At 72.1% G+C, this 20,881-nt stretch carries 25 protein-coding genes and 1 tRNA gene; 6 read left to right on the top strand and 20 right to left on the bottom strand.

Features of this window, described 5'->3' with window-relative positions; translation table 11 throughout:
- Positions 1 to 123: 123 nt before the first annotated feature.
- The 3 genes from VFR64_18515 to VFR64_18505 all read right to left on the bottom strand — a co-directional run bounded on the left by VFR64_18515 (position 124) and on the right by VFR64_18505 (position 1,632).
- Positions 124 to 199: transfer RNA gene (locus tag VFR64_18515), tRNA-Val, on the bottom strand.
- Positions 200 to 318: 119 nt separating this feature from the next.
- The gene (locus VFR64_18510) at positions 319 to 1,011 is read right to left on the bottom strand and encodes a DUF3313 domain-containing protein (protein ID HET9491730.1); all 693 of its coding nucleotides are present in this window, start codon (positions 1,009 to 1,011) and stop codon (positions 319 to 321) included.
- Positions 1,012 to 1,212: 201 nt separating this feature from the next.
- Positions 1,213 to 1,632, bottom strand: a complete 420-nt coding sequence (locus VFR64_18505) for a hypothetical protein (protein ID HET9491729.1) — start codon at positions 1,630 to 1,632, stop codon at positions 1,213 to 1,215.
- A 116-nt stretch (positions 1,633 to 1,748) separates the two neighbouring features.
- Here VFR64_18505 and VFR64_18500 point away from each other — a divergent pair, with 116 nt between their 5' ends.
- Complete coding sequence (locus tag VFR64_18500) at positions 1,749 to 2,015, top strand: hypothetical protein (protein HET9491728.1); 267 nt, start codon at positions 1,749 to 1,751, stop codon at positions 2,013 to 2,015.
- A gap of 9 nt (positions 2,016 to 2,024) precedes the next feature.
- Entirely contained in the window at positions 2,025 to 2,447 is a 423-nt protein-coding gene (locus VFR64_18495) for a hypothetical protein (protein ID HET9491727.1), read from the top strand.
- On the opposite strand, the gene VFR64_18490 is transcribed toward VFR64_18495, so the two are convergent.
- On the bottom strand, positions 2,423 to 2,551 hold the full coding sequence (locus VFR64_18490; protein ID HET9491726.1) for a hypothetical protein: 129 nt from the start codon (positions 2,549 to 2,551) through the stop codon (positions 2,423 to 2,425). The two genes, VFR64_18495 and VFR64_18490, sit on opposite strands and share 25 nt — an antisense overlap.
- Positions 2,552 to 2,620: 69 nt before the next feature.
- Here VFR64_18490 and VFR64_18485 point away from each other — a divergent pair, with 69 nt between their 5' ends.
- Positions 2,621 to 3,739: a glycosyltransferase gene (locus VFR64_18485; protein HET9491725.1), complete on the top strand. Its 1,119-nt coding sequence runs from the start codon at positions 2,621 to 2,623 to the stop codon at positions 3,737 to 3,739.
- Positions 3,736 to 4,479, top strand: a complete 744-nt coding sequence (locus tag VFR64_18480) for a polysaccharide deacetylase family protein (GenBank protein HET9491724.1) — start codon at positions 3,736 to 3,738, stop codon at positions 4,477 to 4,479. Before VFR64_18485 ends, VFR64_18480 begins: the two co-directional genes overlap by 4 nt.
- Before the next feature lie 25 nt (positions 4,480 to 4,504).
- On the opposite strand, the gene hpnJ is transcribed toward VFR64_18480, so the two are convergent.
- The 14 genes from hpnJ to VFR64_18410 are packed head-to-tail and all read right to left on the bottom strand — an operon-like array spanning position 4,505 to position 18,013.
- Positions 4,505 to 5,908: a hopanoid biosynthesis associated radical SAM protein HpnJ gene (gene hpnJ, locus VFR64_18475; GenBank protein ID HET9491723.1), complete on the bottom strand. Its 1,404-nt coding sequence runs from the start codon at positions 5,906 to 5,908 to the stop codon at positions 4,505 to 4,507.
- A 5-nt stretch (positions 5,909 to 5,913) separates the two neighbouring features.
- A complete protein-coding gene (locus VFR64_18470) occupies positions 5,914 to 7,635 on the bottom strand; it encodes a glycosyltransferase family 39 protein (GenBank protein HET9491722.1) in 1,722 nt (573 codons plus the stop codon).
- A gap of 2 nt (positions 7,636 to 7,637) precedes the next feature.
- Complete coding sequence (locus VFR64_18465; GenBank protein ID HET9491721.1) at positions 7,638 to 8,009, bottom strand: EamA family transporter; 372 nt, start codon at positions 8,007 to 8,009, stop codon at positions 7,638 to 7,640.
- Positions 8,009 to 8,425 (bottom strand): hypothetical protein, encoded by a 417-nt coding sequence (locus VFR64_18460; protein HET9491720.1) that lies wholly within the window; start codon positions 8,423 to 8,425, stop codon positions 8,009 to 8,011. Before VFR64_18460 ends, VFR64_18465 begins: the two co-directional genes overlap by 1 nt.
- Positions 8,426 to 8,450: 25 nt before the next feature.
- Positions 8,451 to 9,116: an ABC transporter ATP-binding protein gene (locus tag VFR64_18455; protein HET9491719.1), complete on the bottom strand. Its 666-nt coding sequence runs from the start codon at positions 9,114 to 9,116 to the stop codon at positions 8,451 to 8,453.
- A 4-nt stretch (positions 9,117 to 9,120) separates the two neighbouring features.
- Positions 9,121 to 10,299, bottom strand: a complete 1,179-nt coding sequence (locus VFR64_18450) for an ABC transporter permease (protein HET9491718.1) — start codon at positions 10,297 to 10,299, stop codon at positions 9,121 to 9,123.
- 10 nt (positions 10,300 to 10,309) lie between these two features.
- Positions 10,310 to 11,584 (bottom strand): NAD(P)/FAD-dependent oxidoreductase, encoded by a 1,275-nt coding sequence (locus VFR64_18445; protein ID HET9491717.1) that lies wholly within the window; start codon positions 11,582 to 11,584, stop codon positions 10,310 to 10,312.
- Positions 11,581 to 12,669, bottom strand: coding sequence for a glycosyltransferase family 2 protein (locus VFR64_18440; protein HET9491716.1), 1,089 nt, complete (start codon positions 12,667 to 12,669; stop codon positions 11,581 to 11,583). The genes VFR64_18445 and VFR64_18440 overlap by 4 nt, the downstream gene beginning before the upstream one ends.
- Positions 12,666 to 13,700 carry a beta-ketoacyl synthase N-terminal-like domain-containing protein gene (locus VFR64_18435; GenBank protein ID HET9491715.1) on the bottom strand — a complete coding sequence of 345 codons (1,035 nt, stop codon included), beginning with the start codon at positions 13,698 to 13,700 and terminating at the stop codon, positions 12,666 to 12,668. The genes VFR64_18440 and VFR64_18435 overlap by 4 nt, the downstream gene beginning before the upstream one ends.
- Positions 13,697 to 14,875: a beta-ketoacyl-[acyl-carrier-protein] synthase family protein gene (locus VFR64_18430; GenBank protein HET9491714.1), complete on the bottom strand. Its 1,179-nt coding sequence runs from the start codon at positions 14,873 to 14,875 to the stop codon at positions 13,697 to 13,699. Before VFR64_18430 ends, VFR64_18435 begins: the two co-directional genes overlap by 4 nt.
- A complete protein-coding gene (locus VFR64_18425) occupies positions 14,872 to 15,150 on the bottom strand; it encodes an acyl carrier protein (GenBank protein ID HET9491713.1) in 279 nt (92 codons plus the stop codon). Before VFR64_18425 ends, VFR64_18430 begins: the two co-directional genes overlap by 4 nt.
- 9 nt (positions 15,151 to 15,159) lie before the next feature.
- A complete protein-coding gene (locus VFR64_18420) occupies positions 15,160 to 16,011 on the bottom strand; it encodes a beta-ketoacyl synthase N-terminal-like domain-containing protein (GenBank protein HET9491712.1) in 852 nt (283 codons plus the stop codon).
- The gene (locus VFR64_18415) at positions 16,008 to 17,207 is read right to left on the bottom strand and encodes a beta-ketoacyl-[acyl-carrier-protein] synthase family protein (protein ID HET9491711.1); all 1,200 of its coding nucleotides are present in this window, start codon (positions 17,205 to 17,207) and stop codon (positions 16,008 to 16,010) included. The genes VFR64_18420 and VFR64_18415 overlap by 4 nt, the downstream gene beginning before the upstream one ends.
- Entirely contained in the window at positions 17,195 to 18,013 is an 819-nt protein-coding gene (locus tag VFR64_18410) for a hypothetical protein (protein HET9491710.1), read from the bottom strand. The genes VFR64_18415 and VFR64_18410 overlap by 13 nt, the downstream gene beginning before the upstream one ends.
- Positions 18,014 to 18,084: 71 nt before the next feature.
- Between VFR64_18410 and VFR64_18405 the strand changes: the two genes are divergently transcribed.
- Together VFR64_18405 and VFR64_18400 are read left to right on the top strand one after the other, a co-directional pair.
- A complete protein-coding gene (locus VFR64_18405) occupies positions 18,085 to 19,071 on the top strand; it encodes a hypothetical protein (GenBank protein HET9491709.1) in 987 nt (328 codons plus the stop codon).
- Positions 19,072 to 19,435: 364 nt separating this feature from the next.
- Positions 19,436 to 19,630 (top strand): hypothetical protein, encoded by a 195-nt coding sequence (locus VFR64_18400; GenBank protein ID HET9491708.1) that lies wholly within the window; start codon positions 19,436 to 19,438, stop codon positions 19,628 to 19,630.
- Positions 19,631 to 19,633: 3 nt separating this feature from the next.
- On the opposite strand, the gene VFR64_18395 is transcribed toward VFR64_18400, so the two are convergent.
- Both VFR64_18395 and radC read right to left on the bottom strand, forming a co-directional pair.
- A complete protein-coding gene (locus tag VFR64_18395; protein HET9491707.1) occupies positions 19,634 to 20,089 on the bottom strand; it encodes a VOC family protein in 456 nt (151 codons plus the stop codon).
- A gap of 113 nt (positions 20,090 to 20,202) precedes the next feature.
- Positions 20,203 to 20,877, bottom strand: coding sequence for a DNA repair protein RadC (radC, locus tag VFR64_18390; protein HET9491706.1), 675 nt, complete (start codon positions 20,875 to 20,877; stop codon positions 20,203 to 20,205).
- Positions 20,878 to 20,881: the final 4 nt, after the last annotated feature.

The raw sequence follows: 20,881 nt of genomic DNA, 5'->3' as shown, positions 1-20,881 counted from the left end.
CAGCGCCGCGCTGATCACGGTCGCGAACGAGCCCGCCAGGACGAGGACGAGGATCACGGTGAGCACGTTCAACAGGGTCTGCAAACGCTTCTCGTCCATGCGACCTCCCGCCGCGCGGGTTGATGGTGGACGATACTGGACTTGAACCAGTGACCTCTGGCATGTGAGGCCAGCGCTCTGCCAACTGAGCTAATCGTCCACGGCCGGGAAGTTACACACTTACACGACGCTCGTCAAGCGATCGCCTGAACGTTTGCCGTTTCACAGAATTCGCGAGCGCGGGGGATGGCACGGAGCCGCAGGACGCGTGATCGCCGGCTAGGGCTTCCTCGCGCCGGAGGTATAGGAGTACAGCCCGCCGACCATGATCTCGGACCACGCCTTGATCGCGTTCTCGGCGTCCCCCCACTGCCACTGGCCGGCCCTCTGGACCGCTCCTCCCCCTGCGCGCCGATCCACCGCGGCGCCGAGGAGCTGGCCGCTCACCGAGTCCGTGAGCTTCGCGACCGCCTGGGCCCCGCCGGCGAACGGATACCTCCCGGTCACGAGGGAAGCACCGGCGGCCGGTACCCGCTTCTGCGCGATCACCACAGAGATCGACCGTGCCCGCGCCGTCGCCGCCTCGGCGTCCAGGAGTGTCACCTGGACTCGAGCGACCCCTGGGCCGGGCTGGTCCACGATCTGGTACCGTTTTGCCAACTGCTCGGTGAGTGTCTTGTGGAAGAGGTCGATGAGCGCCTGCTGGTCCCTGGGCGGGACCTTCGCCACATCAGAGCCGAAGAAGCCGACCACGTCGACCATTACCTTGTTGTACCTGGTGAAGTTGACTTTGGGGTTCACGTAGCGCAGTCCCGCCTCGCTCTGCGCGGCCGGTTTGAGGAGCTCGCAGGCGTCGCCCAGGAACGCGCACAGGACCGGCTCCTCTTTTTTCACCGCCACCCGTTTGTCTCTGGTGGCGCAGCCGGTCACGAACACGAGGATCACTACCGCCAGTGCGAGAACAGCTCTCATGACATCTCTCCCTTCCGGCCTCTGTCCTCAGCAGCCCGGCGTCATCACGGGAAGGATGGTAGCAGCCCCTAACCACGGGCAGGCTGCGTCGTTGCCGACAGCCTGCTCGCCGCCTCCTGGAGATCGCCCGGGCTGACGATATGGTAGCGGTCGAACACGGCCCGCGTCTTGTGCCCGCAGCAACCTCCCCGACCTTCATCGTCAAGCACCGGCCTGGCGCACGACGAAGGGACAGTACGCCACCCGCTGCTCGTCGATCAGGAAGGCGACCTCGTAGAGGCCGGCATGGATCAGCGGTGGCACGTCGGAATGGACCCGCGGCAGGACCTGGAGCGCGAGTTCCACGATGTCCGTCGGCTGGCTCCCGCCGAAGCGTCCCTCCCGTCCCACCAGGACCTGGCCACTCTCGAGATCATTGAGATAGAGACCGCACTGGTGCCGGCCCTGCACCTCGGTCATCACGATGTAGGCGATCATCGGCGGGACGGGGCACGGAAATCCGCCGACCTCCAGCCGGTGAAACACCCCCGAGAGCGTATAGCGCTTCGTCGCCGGGTCCAGCGTCGCCCCCTCGCAGAGGAGCATGGTCTTGACGACGGGTCGACGGCGACCGATGTTCATCCTCGCGCGCGTCCCTCCTCCATTCGGCACAATTCTGTGCCGACGGGTATAGCCCACCGCGCGTCGACGCATTGCGGCTTGACGGCACGAGCGCCCCGCCTCACTATGCCCGCCCTATGCTGGACGCCGACGAGCGCGCGATCCTCTTCCTCTGTTGCGAGAGCCACCTGATCGCCTGCCCCGGCTGCGGCCAGCAGCACCCGTTGCGCGCCCTCGTCCGTACGCCCGCCACGCCCGAGCGGTACGGCTGCCCCGGATGCCGGGGCGATGCCACGAGCGCGGTGATGGCCCACACGGGGAGCTGCCACTATTTCTTGACCAGAAAGCCGCTGGGGAAGGTCGGGCGCCAGGAGTTCCGCCGGGCCGCCGGCGAGCCGGCGTAGGTCCGGGCGATGCTGCGGTCAAGCGCCCTGCTGATCGCGGCCCTCCCCGTTCTGCTCGCAGTCGCCACGCTGCTCCCCGCCCCGGGCGTCGCCTCTCACGGCGCGCGCGACGCCGCCCTCGGCGTGCGAAGCAGCGTCTTCTTCGAGTCGCACGACTGCTCGGGCCTGCCGTTCCTCGAGAGCGCGGGGGAGCTTCCCGAGTCCCTCCTGCCCGCCGTCGCCGTGCTGGCGCCGACCCGCCGCGTGTTCCTCCAGGTACCGGGGGCCGAGGTCGTCCCCGTGGCACCGGGCTCGGTGCTGGTGGACGCCACGACGTGCCGGGCCGTGCCCCAGCCGAGCTTCGGAGCGATCCTGGCGGTCCAGGGCTTCCACGCCGTCGAGCTGGCGCCGCTGCTCGGCCCCCGTCATCAGGGCACGCCCTCGATCCCCTGAGCGAGACGACGCACCAGCTCCAGGACCAGCGGCACGAACATCATCACGACGAAGAACAGGGTCGCCACCCAGATCAAAACTTGCAGCGCGCCCTTGTTCCCCATCCGCCCTCCTGACTCGTAGTCTCGGCACAGTGTAGCGGAGCGGCGCGCTCGGGGTAGGATAGTCGCGCCATGGCGCGCGTGCTCGTCCTCACCGCGAGCTACGGTTCGGGGCACAACGCCGCCGCCCGCAGCCTCGCCACCGCGTTTCGCCGGGCCGGCGCCTCCGCGATCGTGGTGGACCACTTCCGTGATCTCGTCCACCCGCTCTTCGCGCGCGCGACGCGAGCACTGTATCACTGGGCGCTGCGCCGCTGCCCCAGCCTGTGGGGAGCGGCCTACGCGCTCGGCGACCGGCTGACCAGCGACTCGCCCCTGACGTTCGGCGCCACCCGCCTGGGGGCGGCCAAGCTGGCCGCGCTGCTCGCGCGCGAGGCCCCGGACGCCGTCGTCAGCGTCCACGCCACCCCCGCCGTGGTGCTGGCGAGCCTCGCCGACCGGGGCTTCGCGGTGCCGGCTCACACGACGGTCGTGACGGACTTCGTCGCCCACAGCCAGTGGATCGCCCGGAACGTGGACCGTTACTGCGTGGCCGCCGACGAGGTGAAGCACGAGTTCATCGCCCGGGGCATCCCTCCGGAGCGGATCGTCGTGACCGGCGTCCCCGTGCGCCCGGAGTTCGAGGATCCCATCGACCCTGCCGAGGCCCGCGCCGCCTTCGGCCTGTCCTCGCGGCTGCCGGTGGTGCTCGCCATGGCGGGGGCCCAGGGCTCGCTCGGTCGGCTCCCCGACGTCGTGGACGTCCTCGCCCAGCTCCGCTTGCCCCTTCAGGCCCTGGTCATCGCCGGGCTCGACCGGCGCCTGGAGACCGAGCTGCGCGTCCGCACCGCAGGCAGCCCGATCCGGACGCTGGGCTACGTGACCGACATCCGACGGCTCATGGCGGCGGCCGACGTGCTGGTCACGAAGGCCGGCGGCATGACCCTGGCCGAGGCTCTGGCCGCCGAGGTGCCGCTGGTCGTCTTCGGCTCCCTGCCGGGGCAAGAGCAGCGCAACGAGCGGTTCGCCTCGCGGTGCGGCGTCGCGCTGGTCGCCCGCTCGCGCGACGAGCTCCGACAAGCCGTCGAGCGGGCCCTGGCCGAGCCCGCCCTGCTGGAGCGCTTGCGTCGCCAGACGCGCCGGCTGCGGCGGCCGGACGCGAGCCGCCGGGTGGTCAGGGCCGTGCTGGAACGGCGGGAGATCGCCCCGTGAGCGCCGGGCTCACGGCGGCGGGTGTGGCCGTCGGCGCCTGGCTGGCCTACGCCTGGCTGCCCCACCTGGCGACGCCGGCCTGCGTCTGGCGCGGACCGCGGGACCGCCGCCGCGTCGCCCTGAGCTTCGACGACGGCCCCGATCCGGCCTGGACGCCGCGCGTCCTGGCCCTCCTCGCCCGACTGGGCGTCCGCGGGACGTTCTTTCTCGTCGGCGCGCGGGCGGCCCGGGCGGCCGAGGTGGTGCGGGACACGGCGGCGGCCGGCCACGAGATCGCCAACCACAGCTGGTCGCACTCGAGCCTCTGGCTGCGGGGGCCGCGGGCGACGGGCGAGGAGATCGGTCGGGCCCACGAGCTGCTCGGCGATCTCAGCGGGCGCGCGCCCCGGCTCTTCCGGCCGCCGTGGGGCATGGTCAATGCGGCGATGTACCCCGCCCTGCGCCGGTGCAACGAGCGCTGCGTGTTCTGGTCGATCCAGGGCGAAGGCCTCCGTCCCCGCAGCCCTTCGGCCCAGGCGGCCCACGTGCGCGAGCGGGCCCATGCCGGCGCCATCGTCGATCTCCACGACGCCGAAGGGCTGCCCGGAGCGCCGGCGCGGCTGTTGGCCGCGCTTGCTGTCATGGTCGACGAGCTGCGGGGGGCGGGCTACGAGCTGGTGACGGTCAGCGAGCTTCTTATGGACTTGGAGGGGGGCATAGCATGCCCCCCTCCAACCCTCCCCCACTCACGTGAGCTGTGACCACACGCCCATCCAACTGGCGGTGTTAGCGGCGGGACAGGAAGCGCAGGAACTCCACGCCCTCTTTGAGGCGGCGGCGGCCGACCGCGGGGTCCCGCACCATCTCGGCCCCGATCGCGAAGAGCTTGCGCGGGCGGAAGTAGAACCGCCGGTAGAAGGCGTCCACCGACGCGAAGATCTCCGTGCGCCTCAGGTGCGGGTACGCCAGCACGGCGGCCTGCACACCGTCGCCGTCCACGAGGTCGTCGTCGACCAGCCAGCCCTGTTCCCGGGCCTGCCGGTGGAGCTCGGTGCCGGGATACGGGGCCGCCAGGGAGGCCTGCACCGTGTCGGGATCGATCTCCTGGGCGAAGCGGATGGTCTCCTCGATGCTCTCGCGCGTCTCCCCGGGCAAGCCCATGATGAAGGTGCCGTGGACCTTGATGCCGAGGGCCTTGGCGTCGCGGGTGAACTGCCGGGCCCGGTCGAGCCGCACGCCCTTCTTGATGTTGTTGAGGATGGCCTGGCTGCCCGACTCGTAGCCGACCAGCAAGAGTCGGAGCCCGTTGTCCTTCAGCACTTTCAGCGTGGCGTAGGGCACGTTCGCCTTGGCATTGCACGACCAGGTGACGCCGAGCTGCCCGAGCCCGCGGGCGATCGCCTCGGCCCGGGGCAGGTCGTCGGTGAACGTGTCGTCGTCGAAGAAGTACTCCTTGACCTGGGGGAACAGTCGGCTGGCCCGGGCGATCTCGGCCACCACGTGCTCGACGCTCCGCGTCCGGTACCGCTGCCCGCCGACCGTCTGAGGCCAGAGGCAGAACGTGCACTTGGATCGGCAGCCACGACCCGTGTAGATCGACACGTAGGGGTGGAGCAGGTAGCCGATGAAGTATTGCTCGATCACCAGGTCCCGGTGATAGACGTCGACCACGAACGGCAGCGCGTCCATGTTCTCGAGCGGAGGCCGCTCGGCCGTCCGCTCGACGCTGCCATTGGCCCGGTAGGACAGGCCGGCGACCGTGGCCAGCGGCCGACCCTGGGCGACCTCCTGGACGGTGAAGTCGAACTCGGCGCCGCACACGAAGTCGATGGCCGGCGAGCTGGCCAGCGCCTGTTCGCGCTGCACGGCGACGTGAGCGCCCACGAGCCCGACCAGGAGATGGGGATTGACGGCCTCCAGCGCCTCGGCCACCCGCAGGTCGTGGGCGAAGGACGGCGTGCTCGTGTGCAGCACGGCCAGGTCATAGTCCCGGGCCAGCGGGGCGACGTCCTCCAGCGTCAGCGCCGCCGGCGGGGCGTCGACGAGCCGGCTGCCGGGGACGAGGGCGGCGGGCTGAGCCAGCCAGGTCGGATACCAGAACGAGCGCACTTCGCGCCGCGCCTGATAGCGCGACCCCGCCCCGCCGTCGAAGCCCCGGAACGAAGGCGGATGCAAGAAGAGCGTGCGCAGATAGCTCACCGGTTCACGTAGAGCCGGCGTCCCCCGGCCTCGGCCACCAGCCGGGCTCCCGGCAGCTCGGCGGCCACGGAATGCGCGGGGCTCCGCACCGTGACGAGCCACACCCGGCGGTCCTCCCAGGCGCGCTCCAGCCGTTCCGGCTCCCAGAGCAGATCGGCAGCGCCGTCGAAGGTGGCGCCGAAGCCCAGCACGCTTCGCCGACCGTCCACGATCACGGGACGACGCTGCGCGTACCACTCCAGCGCGCCGGAGTTCTCCAGGGGCCCCTCGTGCACGATCAGATCGTCGGGCCCCGCGCGCCGGGCCAGCTCGGCGGCCAGGGGACGAACGGCCCGGTGCGCCGCCACCGCGGCCAGCCCGGTGCCGACGCAGGGCAGGACGGCCATCATCGCCCCCAGGACCAGGGCGGGTACCCACGGCCCGGCCGCCGCCCGGCGAGCGAGCGCCAGGCTGCCCAGGCCGCCCGCGGCCGCCGCGAAGATCAGCGCCGTCGCCCCCAGCAGTGGTCGGATCGCCTCCCAGGGCGGGGCCACGCTGGCGTGTCCGGCCTCGGGGCCTTTTCGCGTGGCCACGTCGGTGGCGTCGAGCACGTGACTGGCGAACCGCTCGCTCCCGCCGGCCCACAGCGCCGCACACGCGACGGCGAGCGCCGCGAAGGCCAGGAGGTGGACGCTGAGCAGAACCCGGCGCGGCCCCTGCAGCCAGCCACGCGCGGCGAGCAGGGCGATGGCCGGGTACGCGGGCAACCCGTAGTGGGGCAACCGGAACGCCGACAGCGCTGTGAGACCCAGCACGGCCAGCGCCCACAACGTCAGCACCACCCAGGGCGCCTCCTCCGGTCGCCGCCAGCGACCATCGCGCAGCAGCGCCACGACGGCGGCCGCGGCCGCGATCACCCACGGCGCGGCGCCGATGGCGGCCACCACCAGGAACTCCAGCGCGGGGAGGGGGACGTCCTCGTCAGGAAAATGGCGCGCCCGGAGGACGTTCAACACGTGGTTGTCGACCACCGTGTACCACGTGAAGCCGGGACTGCGTAGCTCGGCCAGCGCCCACCAGCCGAAACCCAGCAGGAGCGCGGCCGCCACGCCGGCGGGGGGAAGCCAGCGGCGCAGCGGGCGGGCGCGACCACCCAGCGCGAGACCGAGCCCGAGGATCACCGGTGGCCCCAGCGCTCCCAGCGGATCTTTGGCGACGGCGGCCACACCGAACACCGCGAAGCCGCCCGCCACCAGCGCCGGGCGCTCCTCGAGGATTCCGATCAGGGCCAGGGCGAAGCCCCACGTCAGCGCCGCCACGAACAACGTTTCGGGCCGGACGTAGCGACCGTAGGCGTAGAAGCCGACGCTGGTCAGCAGCGCGCCGGCCGCCAGCACGCCGCCGCCGGGACCGAGCAGCCGCGCGCCGAGCCAGGCCACCGCCGCCACTGCCGCCAGCGCGGCCGCGGCGGGCACGGCCCGGGCCACGGCCTCGCTCTCGCCGGCCAGCGCGAAGGCGCCGGCGACGAGCAGATAGAGCAGCGGAGGCTTGTCCACGTACCGGACACCGTTGAGGCGAAGGTCCAACGGGTCGCCGCTGGCCCGCAACTCGCGGGCGATCTGCACGTGCATGCCTTCTCCGGGGTCGTCCAGCGGCGCCGCGCCCAGGCCGATCAGGAGCCAGGGGGCCGCGGCCACGACCACGGCCGCCGCGCAGACCAGCGTCAGACGCCGCGTCACGGTCAGGTGCGCGACACCAGGAACACGCCGGTGACGATCAACCCGATGCCGGCCCACCGCACGGGCGTCACCACTTCGCCGAGCACGAGCGAGGCGAGGAAGGCCACGACGATGTAATCGATCGCGGTCATCGGCAGGATCTGGCTCACCTCGGCGCGCGACAGGAGCGTCAGGTACAGGAAGAAGAACGTGGCCTGCAGCGCCACCCCGAGGAGCAGCCAGGGATTGGCCAGGGCGCGGGCCACCATGCCGCCGACGCGATGGGCCGGGGCTTCCGTCAGATCGCCCACCGTCCGCATCCCCTTGGACAGGAAGGTGTGGCCGGTGCCCCCGATGACGGCGGCAATAAGCACCAGGGCGAGGGTCTTGGCCATCACAACGCCTTGGCGATCGTGTCCAGCGTCGTCTTCTCCACCGACTGGTCGCCGCCGACCACCAGGGGCTCGTCCTTGTCCACGAACAAGATCCGCTCCCGCTTGAAGACGATCCGCTCGACGCTCACCGAGGTCTTGCCGGCGCTGACCTCCTTGACGTGCAGGCGGAGCCGGTGACGCGTGCCCTTGGCATACACGCCGTAGTCCTCGCCGTCCAGCGAGCGGGACTCGGTGGTGATGAAGCCGACCGCGCGGTCGGCGTTGTCGATGTCCCAGCCCAGGTGCTTGAGCACCGACTCCGTCACCGTCCACACGCGATCCACGGGTGCGTTGAACGTCCGCACGACGGGATCGGCGCCGGCGGCCGGAGCCGCCAGTCCCAGGCCGAGTGCCAGCAGTATCGCGACCACTTTCATCTCGTGTCCCCCTTGATGCTGGATGCTATCGCAACGTGCCCTGCTCGAGACTCAGGACGGCGGCCGCGTCGGCGGCGACCTCCGGGTTGTGGCTCACCACGACCACGGCGGCGCCTCCGCGCGCGCGGTACCGGAGCGCGTCCAGGATGATTCGCGCGTTGTCCTCGTCGAGGTTCCCCGTGGGCTCATCGGCCAGCAGGATGGGCGGATCGTTGAGCAACGCGCGGCAGAAGGCCACCCGCTGCTGCTCGCCGCCCGAGAGCTGAGGTGGGTAGTGATCGCGACGATCGAGCACCCCGAAGCCCTCGAGGAGCTCCAGGGCCCGCCGCCGCGTGGCCGGGCCCGGCTTGCCGGCGTACCGGGCGGCCAGCAAGACGTTGTCGAGCGCCGTCAACGAGGGCAACAGCATGAACGACTGGAACACGAAGCCGACCCGACGCCCGCGGGCCTGGCTGCGCCGGGAGCGGCCCAGGGCGCTGACCCGCTCGTCGCCGTACCAGATGTCGCCCGCGTCGGGCTGCTCCAGCAGCCCCAGGACGTTCAGCAGGGTGCTCTTGCCCGACCCCGACGGGCCGATGATCACCACCAGCTCCCCGCTCGCCACCTTGAGATCGATACCGCCCAGCACGGCGATCGTGGCCCCGGACGGCGCGCGGTACGACTTGACCAGCCCTTCGGCCCGCAGGAGCACGGCGTCAGGCGCCCCGGCGCATGGCTTCCGCGGGCGACAGGCGCGCCACGCGCAGCGTGGCGTACAGCGCCGCCAGTCCGCCCAGCAGCAGGGAGAAGCCCAGCGCCCCGCCCACCAGGCGGGGCGAGAACAGGAACAGCTGCTGGCCCTTGACGCCGGACCACTGGTCGATCGCCAGGCCGAGCCCGACGGCGAGCGCGATACCGGCGAGCCCCCCGGACACCGTCACGGCCAGCGCCTCGGCGAGCACTTCCCGTCCGAGCTGAAGGTCGGTGGCCCCCAGAGCCCGCTTGATCCCGAAGTCGCGCAGCCGCTCGAACACGGCGGCGGCCACCGTGTTGGCCACCGAGAGCCCGCCGATCACCAGGCCCAGGACCGCGATCCCGACGACGAGGGCGGAGAAGAACACCGTCGACGACTGCAGAAGCCTGCTCAGCTCGCGCGGGAGCTGGACGTTCACGCCCGGCACCACGGCCCGGATGCGCTCGGCCAGCGCGTCGGGATCCGCGCCGTCCCGCCAGCCGACCGCCGCGCCCGTGTTCAGATCGGCGGCGGTGAGCGCCGCCGCCCCCGAGGCCAACAGCGTGCGCAGCATGGCGTCCTTGGCCACCCACTGCTCGCGGGCGTCCTCGATCGACACGACGACGAAGCGGTCGGGCGCCGTGAGCATGCGCTCCAGCACACCCACGACTTCGTAGTCTCGCCCCTCCAGGGTCAGGCGGGAGCCCACGGCGAGGCCGCGGGAGGCGGCCAGGGCGGCGCCCACCACGGCCGCGTACCTGTCCCCCGGCTGCAGGAAGCGCCCGGCCTGCACGGGCAACGCCGGATAGTGTCGGTTCGGACTGGGCACCGACAGATCGATGCCGAGGACCAGCTCCTGGGTCAAGGTCATGAACTGGGACGTCGACGGGTTGAGCGGCAGCATGACTTGCGGCTGCACACCGGATACCCCGGGCACCGCGCCGATCGCCTGGATCTTCGCCGCGGGCAGCAGGCCGCCAGCGGTGAAGCCGGCGCCCATCCCCATCCCCTGACCGGCCACGGAGATCTGACCGAGCACGAACCGGTCGCCGCCCTCGATGAAGCGCATGATCCGCTCGCTCATCGCGCCCAGGGCCACCAGCCCGGCCACGCCGATGGCGATGCCGAGAGCCGTGAAGGCGTAGGACCGCAAAATCCTCATCCGTCCTCCCCTACCACTCCAGGCGGGAGGCGATGGGCAGGCCCGACCACCAGCGGAGCAGCCGGTGGCCACGGGCCACGCCGAAGAGGATGGCCAGGGACAGCCGGGTGCGCCAGCGCATCCGGACGAAGCTGCCGCCCGACAGCACGTTGAGCACCGCGGTGTACACGCCGAAGTAGTTGTGCGGCCGCATCAACAGGTAGAAGAACGCCGGCTCGTAGTACCGGTGGATGAAGCGCAGCAACGGCGCCACCCCTCGGCGGATCCGTCGCTCGTAGGCCGCGAAGCGCCGCGCCTCGAAGCGGCCGTCCCGGAAGGCCGCCAGGATCGCCTCGGCGGCCAGTTGCCCCGTCCGCATGGCGATGTAGACGCCGCCCGAGAAGATGGGATCGACGAACATCACGGCGTCCCCCACCGCCAGGTAGCGGTCCCCGACGACAGGCCGGTTGAGATAGGAGAAGTTCGCGATCGGATGCACGGCGGTGACTCGCTCCGCGTGGCCGAGCCCGGCCGCCACCCCGGCGCACCGTCCGATCATCCTGGCGTAGAGATCCTCGTGACTGCCCGTCCAGTCGCGCACCGTGCGCGCGTGCATCACCACGCCCACGCTGGTGAGATCGTTGGCCAGCGGGATCCACCAGAACCAGCCCTCGGGGAATACGTAGACGCGGATGTTGCCCTCTGCCTTGCCGCCGAGCCGGTCGGCCCCGCGGAAGTGCGCGAAGAGAGCCACCTTGCCGAGGTTCGGGATGCGCTGCCGACGACCGAGCCGAGCGGCCAGAAAGCCGTCGCGGCCGCTGGCGTCGACCAGCATGCTGGCCCGCACGCTCAGCGGGCGTCCGTCGGCCGCCGCGGTCACGGCCACGCCCTCGCCGTCGAAGGCGGCTGTCTCCACGGTCGCCGGTTGGTACACGGTCACGCCGCGGCTGCGCGCGTGGTCGAGGAGCAGGGTGTCGAACTCCGCCCGGGGCACCTGATAGGTGTAGCTCGGCCAGGCCTGGCCGGTGAGGAAGAAGAAGCTCGCCTCCCGCTCCTCCTCGGTATCGACGAAGGTCGCCCCGTACTTGATCTGGAACCCCGCCGACTCCACGGCCTGACGCGCGCCCATCCGCTCCAGCACCCACATGGCGGCCGGCATGAGCGACTCTCCGACGTGGAAGCGCGGAAAGACCTCGCGCTCGAAGAGCGCCACGCGCAAACCCCCGTCGGCCAGGAAGCTGGCCGTCGTGGAGCCACCGGGACCGCCTCCCACCACCACGACGTCGAAGGTCTCGGCCGCGTTCATGGCAGCGTAGCGACGGTCGCGCCCGTCCCGTCAGGCCGCTGGCGTGGCCGGCCTGGCGGCTGGGCAGCGCCGAGCCGGGCCTGAGAGAACACGCGATCGACCAGGGGTGTCACGAGGTCCGGCAAGAAGCGTCCGGCCACGACCTGGGTGATCGTCAGAGCGAGCACCACCGGCAGCGTCAGGATCGCGCCGGCGGCCGCGGTCGCGCGGCGCCGGCGGGGATGAGCCCACCAGTACGTCAGGCGAGCGCTGGCGTGGGAGGCGGCGACCGCGCTGATGGCCACGCCCCAACCGGCGAAGGAGTCGGCGCGTGCGGCTCCGGCCTGCAGCATGTCGGCATGACGAGCGCGGCGGCGGTCGCGGCTGAGCACCGCGGCCACCTCCACGACGGCCGCCCGCGCCTCGGCAGCCCAGCGCCGCAGCGTTCGCCCGGCGAGATACGAGCCGATCGCCACTCCGTCGGCCACCGGGCGGAAGCGACTGCGCCGGGCCGCCCGGGGGATCACTGTGATCGGCACCTCGTGGACCGGTATCCCGCGGGTGGCCGCAGTCACCAGCGCTTCCGTCTCGAGGACGAAGCCGCCGCGCCGGAGAGCCATGCCGTCCAGGGCGCTCACCGGGTACACGCGGAATCCAGACTGGGTGTCGCCCAGGCTGAGCCCGCTGGACCAGTTCACGAAGAACCCCGCCAGACGAATGGCGTTGAGACGGTCCACCGGCAGGCCCGGGGCCTGTCCGTCGGATCCCACGCGGGTGCCCACGATGATGGCGCCGGGCGCCTGCCGGGCCGCCGCCAGCAGCACCGGCACGTCGTCCGGGGCGTGCTGGCCATCACCGTCCAGCGTGACGAGGTGAGAGGCACCCCGGTGGCGGGCGGCGGTGAGGGCCGTGCGCAGCGCCGGCCCCTTGCCCAGGCGACGCGAATGGCGAATGACCTCGGCGCCCGCCGCCGTCGCCACCCGGCCGCTGTCGTCGCTCGAGCCGTCGTCGACGACCAGCACGGGCGCGTGCCGCCGGGCCGCGCGCACGACCTCGCCCACCGTGCCGGCCTCGTTGAACACGGGGATCGCGATCCAGACGGTCACCGGACGACCAGCGCGACCTCGGTGCCGCCTCGGGCGAGGCCGTAGACGAGGCCGGGACCGCGAGCAGCAGCTCCGCGCCACGGCAGATGACCGGACCCGGTCGTCCACGCCGCCGCGGCGAGCCCCATCGCGCTCACGCCGGCATGAGCCCCCAGCCGGGAACGCAGGCTCGCCCGCAGCGGCTCGGCCGGCGCCAGCGCCCGGGCGAGCAGCCGCGCTTGCCAGGCGTCTCGGACTGCGTCGCCCGAGGCCGAGTCGTACACCCAGCCGATGGCCCCGGCATCCAGACCGGCGGCCTGGAGCGCAGCCGGAATGGCGCGGGAGCCGTCGTGACGGCCGACACCGTGCGGACGTGCGGCGAGCGCGCGCGAAGCCGTGCCGGCGATCCGGGCCAGCACGCGCGCACCCCGTGCCCGCGCCGAGTCGCCGGATTCCAGGACCAGAAACGTGGCGCCCTCCCCCTCCACCGCCGGCTCGCCGAGGGCGGGCAGCGCCTCGGCGACGAGGGGCTCCACCTGATCCACGCCGCCGGCGATCAGCGTCCGGGCCCGACCGGCAGCGATGGCCGCGGCGGCCCGGGCCAGCGCGAGCTCGCCCGCGACGACACGGGCGTTGAGCGTGAGCGAGGACGATCGCGCCGTCAGCGCGATCGTCGTCGCGGCGGCCATCGTGTTCATGACCGTGTTGGGAAACTGCAGGGCCGACAAGCCTGCGGGGCCCGCCTTCAAGAAGCCGTCGGCGAAGGCTCGCGTGGAGGAGAAGTCACCGAACTCCGTCCCGACGATCAGGCCCAGCGCGGCACCCGGCTCCACGCCGGCATCGGCGACGGCCAGCCGTCCGGCCGCCACGGCGAGCTGGCACACGCGCGAGAGCCGCCGCAGCTCGGTCTCGTCGATCAGATCCTCGGGAAGAGCGTCGATCGGCCGCAGGTCCGGCGCCGTCGCCGACAGGGCGCCGGCCAGCGCGTCGGCGCCGCCGATGGCGCTAGCGTGGACCACGCCCACGCCGGTGATGACGACCGGGATGCTCATGCTCGCCGGAACAGTAACGTGACGTTCTGGCCGCCGAAGCCGAACGAGTTCGAGATGGCGTACTCCAGCGGAGCCTCGCGGGCCTGGCCCGCCACGCAGTCGAAGGGCACGTCGGCATCCGGAGTGCGAAGGCTCGCCGTGGGCGGCACGGTCTCGTGGCCGAGCGCCAGGATCGTGGCCAGCGCCTCCAGGCTGCCGGCGGCAGCCATCGTGTGGCCGATCATCGACTTCGTCGAGCTCACCAGCAGCCCGCCGTCGCCGAAGACCTGCCGCAGCGCGCGCGCCTCGATGCGATCGTTCTGCAGGGTCCCGGTGCCGTGCGCATTGCAGTAGCCGACCGCCGCGGGCGGCAGGCCCGCCGCGGCCAGCGCCGCGCGCATGGCGCGCACCATGCCGTCACCGCCGGGATCGGGCGAGGTGACGTGAAAGGCGTCCGAGGTCATGCCGCAGCCGGCCAGCTCCGCGTACGCGCGCGCCCCGCGGGCCCGCGCGTGCTCGGCGTCTTCGAGGACGAGGAAGGCCGCGCCTTCGCCGATCGACATTCCCCGGCGTTCCCGGTCGAACGGGCGGCAGGGCTCGGGGTCGAGCAGCTTCAGGGCGTTGAAGCCGAGATAGCAGATACGGGTCAGGGCGTCCGCCCCCCCGGCCAGCGCCACCGGCGTGACGCCGTCCAGGATCAGCTCCGCGGCCACCGCGATGGAGGCCGCGCCGGAGCTGCAGGCGGTCACCAGCGTCTCACGGGGGCCGCCCAGCCCGAGGGCATGACCGATCACGTCGGCGTGCGACGAGGGTAGGATCGCCCGGAGCGCCGCGCGGGGCAGGCCACGTCCGTCGGCCTCGCCCACTCGCCAGTACCACGGCTCGACCTCGAGCATGCCGCCGCCGACCGCGCCGACGACGAGCCCGGCCTGCCCGCGCTCGTCGCCGCCCAGACCCGCATCCTCGGCGGCCTCGCGCGCCGCCTGCAGCGCCAGGCGATCGGCGCGTGACCGTCGCGCCGAGGCCAGGACCGGCTCCGGGACCTCGGCGGCGATCCGGCAGCGGAGCCCGTCGACGTCGATCAGCGTGACCGGCCGGATGGCGCAGACGCCGCTGCGAACCCCGTCCCAGTAACCCTTGACGCCCGGACCGAACGGGCTGACGGCGCCGACGCCGGTGACGACGACGCGTTTCATGCCGGCTTGGCCCGCTCCACGATGAAGCGACACAGGGTCCCGAACGTCGCGAAGTGCTCGGCGAGGTCGTCCTGGGACTCGTCGACCACGACGCCGAAGCGATCCTCGATGGCCAACCCCAGCTCGATGAAGTCCAGCGAGTCGAGGCCGATCGAACCCTCTATGCCCTTGGGCAACGCGGTCTCGGGTCCGATGTCGGCCACCCGGCGCGGCTCGAACTTGAGCCGGCTCACGAATATGCCCCTGAGGTCTTCCAGCACGTCCCGCGGTTCCATGGCCCCCTTCTAGCGCGCCGCCGGAGCAACGGCAGCGCAGACGATCTGGTCCGGACGGCGGCGGCCCGGGCCGGCTCCCCGGCGGGCGACGAGCGCGGCGCGCCGCCCGCGCCAGATGCCGGTGAGGTCACCGGCATCTTCGCCTAACTCCTGCGCCAGCGCCAACTGGATCAGCGGGGCGCAGGCCAGGGTCTCGCCGGCCCGCTTCCGGGCCAGTCGCTCCAGCGCCGCCGGTTCGACGGCTGGCTGGACCGTCGAGGCCGGCTCGCCGGGCAGGAACAACGCCGCGACGGCAGCCTCCACGAGGGGCCGGCTCACGAGCCAGCGGGCGCGACGGTAGAGGTCGGCGCATTCGGCGAACGTCTCGACGGCCACGACGAGCGCCCGGCGACACGCGCCCTCGGCGAGCAGGCGCTCGGCCTGCCAGAGCGCATCCAGCGTGGCCGTGGCGCCGCCGACCAGGATGACGTAGGGGCCGGTCAGCCCGAACTCGATGGCCACCTCTGCCGGCACGGCGCTCGGCGCCGTGTACGGGAAGTGGAGCGCTCCCCGGCCAGGTCGCGAGCCGGCCTCGATGAAGGCGCGGTTCGAGGCGCCATAGCCGCCGGCGGTCACGTAGACGAGGGCGCTGTCGCAGCCCCGGATGGCCTGGCCGGCCATGCCGGCGCGCTTCAACAGCTCCATGACCGCCGCGACGCCCAGCAGGCACTCGCGGGTGGCGCGGCGAAAACGCTCTCCGGCCAGCAGCGGGTCGGCCAGCGGCACGACCGGCCGATCGCCGGCCGCCTCCCGGGCATCGGCGGGGAAGGCCGCGAGCCCGGCGCCCCAGCCCGTCAGCACGCCCACCGCGGCGAGCTTCACGGCGCCGCGCCCTCCAGGACGAGCGCCGCGTTACACCCGCCGAAGCCCGCGGAGGTGCTGAGGCTCACCACCGGCCGCGCGGGCCGTGGCTGGCGAGGCACGTAGTCGAGGTCGCACTCGGGGTCGGGCTCCTCGAAGCCGAGCGTGGGCGGAATCACCGCGTGTCGCGACGCCAGCAGACACATGACGGCCTCCAGGGTGGCGGCGGCGCCCATGGTATGGCCGAGCCCTCCTTTGATGGAGTTGACGGGAATGGCCCGGGCGCGCGCGCCCAGCACCCGCTTGAGCACGGCCGTCTCGATGGGGTCGTTCAGCGGTGTCGCCGTGCCGTGGGCGCTCACGAAGTCGATGTCGCCCGCCGTCACGGCCGCCTGCTTCATGGCGCTCCTGATGGCGGCTTCGAGTCCGCGGCCGCTCGGATCCGGCGCCGCGATGTGGGCGCCGTCGCTGGTGCTGGCGTGGCCGAGCAGACGCCCCAGCCGCGGGGCGGGCGCGTCGGCCTCCCGGGCCAGCAGCACGAGGGCGGCCGCCTCGCCGAGCAGAAGCCCGCTCCGCCGCCGGTCGAACGGACGCACCCGCTCCCGGGTCAGCGAGCGCAGCGCATCGAAGCCCCGCATGACGAAGCGGCAGAGCACGTCGTACCCTCCGGCCACCACGAGATCGGCGCGATCGTCGCGCAAGAGGTCGGCGCCCAGGCCCAGGGCGGTCGCCCCCGACGCGCACGCCGTCGAGACGGTGAGCGCGGGGCCGCGCGCGCCGAGGCGGCGCGCCAGGGCCAGGGTCGGGGCATCGTAGAGGCCGCCCGCTGCCCGGCGGAGGCCGGCGTCGCCCGCGATGGCCCGATCCAGCTCCTCCACACCGCCCAGCGCAGTGCCCAGCACCACGGCCCGCCGCTCCGGCGGCGCCAGCAAGCTGACGCGAGCCAGCAGATCGCGGGCCGCCGCCTCCAGCAGGAGCGTCGCCCGACATGCTCCGTCCGGTCCCCCGCCCGGCAGGGGCAGCTTCTTGATCTCCCCACCCCGGGCCACGCGCAGATCGGCGACCGGGAAGCGCTCGATCACCGAGATGCCGTCGCTGCCGGTCACGAGACCGGACCAGAACGCGTCGAGATCGGTGCCGATCGGCGTCACCACGCCGGCCGCCACCACGACGACGGGCTCAGCCGTCGGGCGCTGGCGGCTGCTCACAGCAGCCACGAGTAGTACATGCGAAAGACCCGGATGGGGCCGGGCCTCGTGTCGTAGACGTCGGTCGCCCAGAACCGGCGTTGCGTGGCGTCGAACGTGATCAGACCGGGCCCATCGGGATTGTTGGGATCCCAGACCGTGAGCTCGACGTTGGGGCCGGCCCGGCGGTAGGCGTACGTCACCACGGTGTGGTTGAGCTCCCAGCTCGGCAGGTTGGTGATCAGCAGCTGCACCATCCGGCCTCGCTCCAGCTCCTGCAAGATCTCGCGGGCGACGCGCGCCTGCTGGCCACGCGTCACCGGAAACGTCACCCGCCAGTTGGTCCAGTGCAGCCACGTCCAGAAGGGCCCGCCCAGGCCGGTCTTCACGGCCGCCTCTTCGGCGCGGGAGAACTCGCGGAGGCTGGCGTAGCCGGGAATCACGATCCGCTCGTCGCGAGGGAGCGGGGCGTGCCAGGGCGGGTGCGCCGCCACCTCGCGCACGCGCTCGGCGTAGGCCGCCGAGGCGAGCTTCGGCGCCGAGGGATCGAAGCGGGCGAAGAGGAAGAACTGCCGCACGCCCCGGGCGAGGACGAAACAGTAGTTCGCGTACAGATCCTCCACATCGGGGTGACGTGACCGGATCTCGTTGCGGAAGGTGAACGTGTCTCGAGCGAAGGCGAAGTCGGTCGTGACGACCTGCCGGCCGTCGGCGGCGGGTACGTTGCCCGTGCCCGAGGTCGCACAGGCTGCCGTGAAGAGGAGCGCGACCAGGGCCACCTGACCGAGCGCTTTCGGCCGACCACCACTCAGCACGGAGCGAAAGCTGGGACTCAAGCTTTCCTAACGTAAATGCCCGATCCGTCGATCGTCAAGCGCTGCGTTGTGCTAAGGTGCGGAGCACGCCGATGACGCGCGCCCTGACGCTCCTGTACCGGGCCCTGTACGGCGGCGTGCTCGGCCGGCTGCCGGAGCGGGCGGCCGTCGCGGCGGGCCAGGCCGGCCTGCGCTGGCTGCCCCTCGATCGGCTCGGCGCGTTCCGGCTCGACGATCCCCGCCTGGCCATCACGTTGGGCGGCGTGCGGCTCCCCAACCCGCTGATCCTCGCCGCCATGTACTACGACGGGCAAATCCTCGAGCGGGCCATGGGCCTGGGGTTCGGCGCCGTCACCACCAAGAGCATCACCCGGCGGCCGCGACCCGGCCACCCCCCGCCGAACCTCGTTCGGGTGCGCACGGCCGCCGGCGTCGGGTTCGTCAACTGCAACGGCTTCCACAATCCCGGCCTCGATGCGTTCCGCGCGACCCTCCCTGGGCTCCCCCATCGGGTTCCTCTCATCGTCAGTGTGGCCGGGGAAACCGCCGAGGACTACCTTGACCTGGCCCGGGAGCTGGCCCCGTTCGCCGACCTCATCGAGCTCAACATCTCCTCGCCGAACACCGCGCTGGTCTACACATGGAGCACCCGCCCCGACGAGCTCGCCGGGTTGCTGAACCGCGTGCGCGCGGCCATCGCGGTACCGCTCACCGTGAAGCTCTCGCCGGACTTCGCCGACGCCAACGAGCGCGAGATCATCCCGGCCGTCCTCAAGGCCGGCGTGCCCGTTATCAACTATGGCAACGCACGCCGCGTGCCCGAACCGCGGCTGTCCCAGGGCGCCGGCGGCCTGTCGGGTCCGGAAATCTTTCCCGCCACGCTGGAGAACGTCCGCCGCACGCGGGCCCGTTTCGGGAACGCGCTGGATCTCATCGCCACCGGCGGCGTCGACTCGGCCGACAAGGCGCTCCAGCTGCTCGACGCCGGCGCGACCGCCGTCGGATACTTCACGGGTTTCGTTACCCGGGGTCCTGGGCTGGCACGCGAGATCTTGCAGTCGCTACTCGCACGCCGCTGACGTGCCCGGGTTACTCACCGGTTGTCCACATGTCCACAGGTATCCACAGAACGAAGAATCGCCCGTCTCAGCGCGCTCTGGCGGGCAGGGCGCGAAAAAGTGACGGACTGCTCGTCCACCGTCGTCGGCGCCTCCGCTTTTCGCCGTCCCCACGCGACAGCGAGCGAGGCCCGAGCGCGGCGCGCCCGATTTCACGCGGGCAAACGAGACCTTGACACTGCGCGAGCGGCCCTCGTACCTTGAGCGGGCTTTTGAACGAGCCGTGTCGTGGCGCGCGGCGGTGCACACCGCAGGCGGCAGAAGAGGAACAGCACCGATGGAGAGCAACCGCAAGCCTCTCGCGAAGGTAGAAGGTCGTCGGCGCATGCGACTCAGTGGGGTGACCATCGCCTGGCGTGGCACGCCGAGCCTCGATGACTGGGTCGCCTACATCGTGAACGGCACGCGCTCCAAGAAGCTGATCCTCGCTGACCACGCCTCCGAGCGCAAGGTCAAGACACTTCTGTCGCGGCTCCAGACGCTGCCTCGCAAGGAGATCGAGAAGCTGGCGAAGAGCTGAGGGTCAGAGCTGCAGCGGCCCGACGGTGGCCACGGCGGCCGGGTTCGTCCGCCACACCGCGGGGTCGGCGTCGACGTAGAGCTCGAGGCCGTTGCCGTCGGGATCGTTGAGATAGATCGACTGGCTGACGCGGTGATCCACCAGAGCCAACCTGGTGATCCCGTGGGCCTCGAGATGGGCCCGGGCGGCCCGGAGCGCGTCCAGGCTGTCGCCGATCTTCAGGGCGACGTGGTAGAGCCCCACGGCCTGCGCGCCGGGACGCGGCGCCGTCGGGCCCACCTCGAGCAGCGCGAGATCGTGGTGGTTGTCGCCCGTGGTGGAGAAGAAGACCATGGGCGCCCCGAACGTGCCCCTGGCGACTTCCCGGAGCCCCAGCACATCCCGATAGAACGCCACCGCCCGCTCCAAGTCGCTGACCTTCAGCACCACGTGCCCTACCCGCTCCACCTTGATCGCCATGTGGAGGTCGCTCCTATTCGAGCGCCGGCTTTGCCGGCGCCCGTTTTTCTGGGGGAGGCCTCGGAGGGGGCCGTCGCGCCCAACAGGCGCGCCTGTGTATCGCCCTCTCCGATTCAAATCATACCCTGCTCGGCGAAGCTCACGAACCGCCCCCGGCCGACGATGACGTGGTCGTGCAGCCGGAGATCGAGCAGCCGGGCGCACTCCACGAGTTGCCGGGTGAGCCGGACATCCTCGCGGCTCGGCGTGGGATCGCCGCTGGGGTGATTGTGCAGGAGGATCACCGAGGCCGCCGATTCCAGGATCGCCGGCTTGAACACCTCGCGCGGATGCACATAGCTCGCCGAGACCGTGCCCTCGGATATCACGCAGTCCCGCAGCAGGCCGTTCTTGGCGTCGAGCAGGGCTACCCGGAACACCTCGCGCTTGAGATCCTCCATGAGCGGGGCGAACGCGGCGAACACCGCGGCGGGGGCGGCCAGGACGACCCGAACGCCGGGGGGACGCGCCCGCAGCCGCCGCGTCATCTCGAAGGCGGCGGCGAGCCGCGCGGCCTTGGCGGGCCCCACGCCGCGCTGGCGGGCCAGCTCGCTGACCTCGCGGGCGCCGATCTCGGCGAGGGATCCATACGTCGCCAGCAGCTCCCGGGCGACATCGACGGCGCTCTGCCCCGGGGCTCCCGACCCCAGCTGCAGCGCCAGCAGCTCGGCGTCGGCCAGCGCCGTCAACCCCTGGCAGCGTAACCGCTCGCGCGGCCGCTCCCCCGTCGGCCACCGCTCGAGCGCCATGCTC

It is taken from the genome of Candidatus Methylomirabilota bacterium, from assembly GCA_035709005.1.
In the GTDB taxonomy this organism is placed as follows: Bacteria; Methylomirabilota; Methylomirabilia; order Rokubacteriales; family CSP1-6; genus 40CM-4-69-5.
This window is presented reverse-complemented; position numbering and strand designations above follow the sequence as displayed.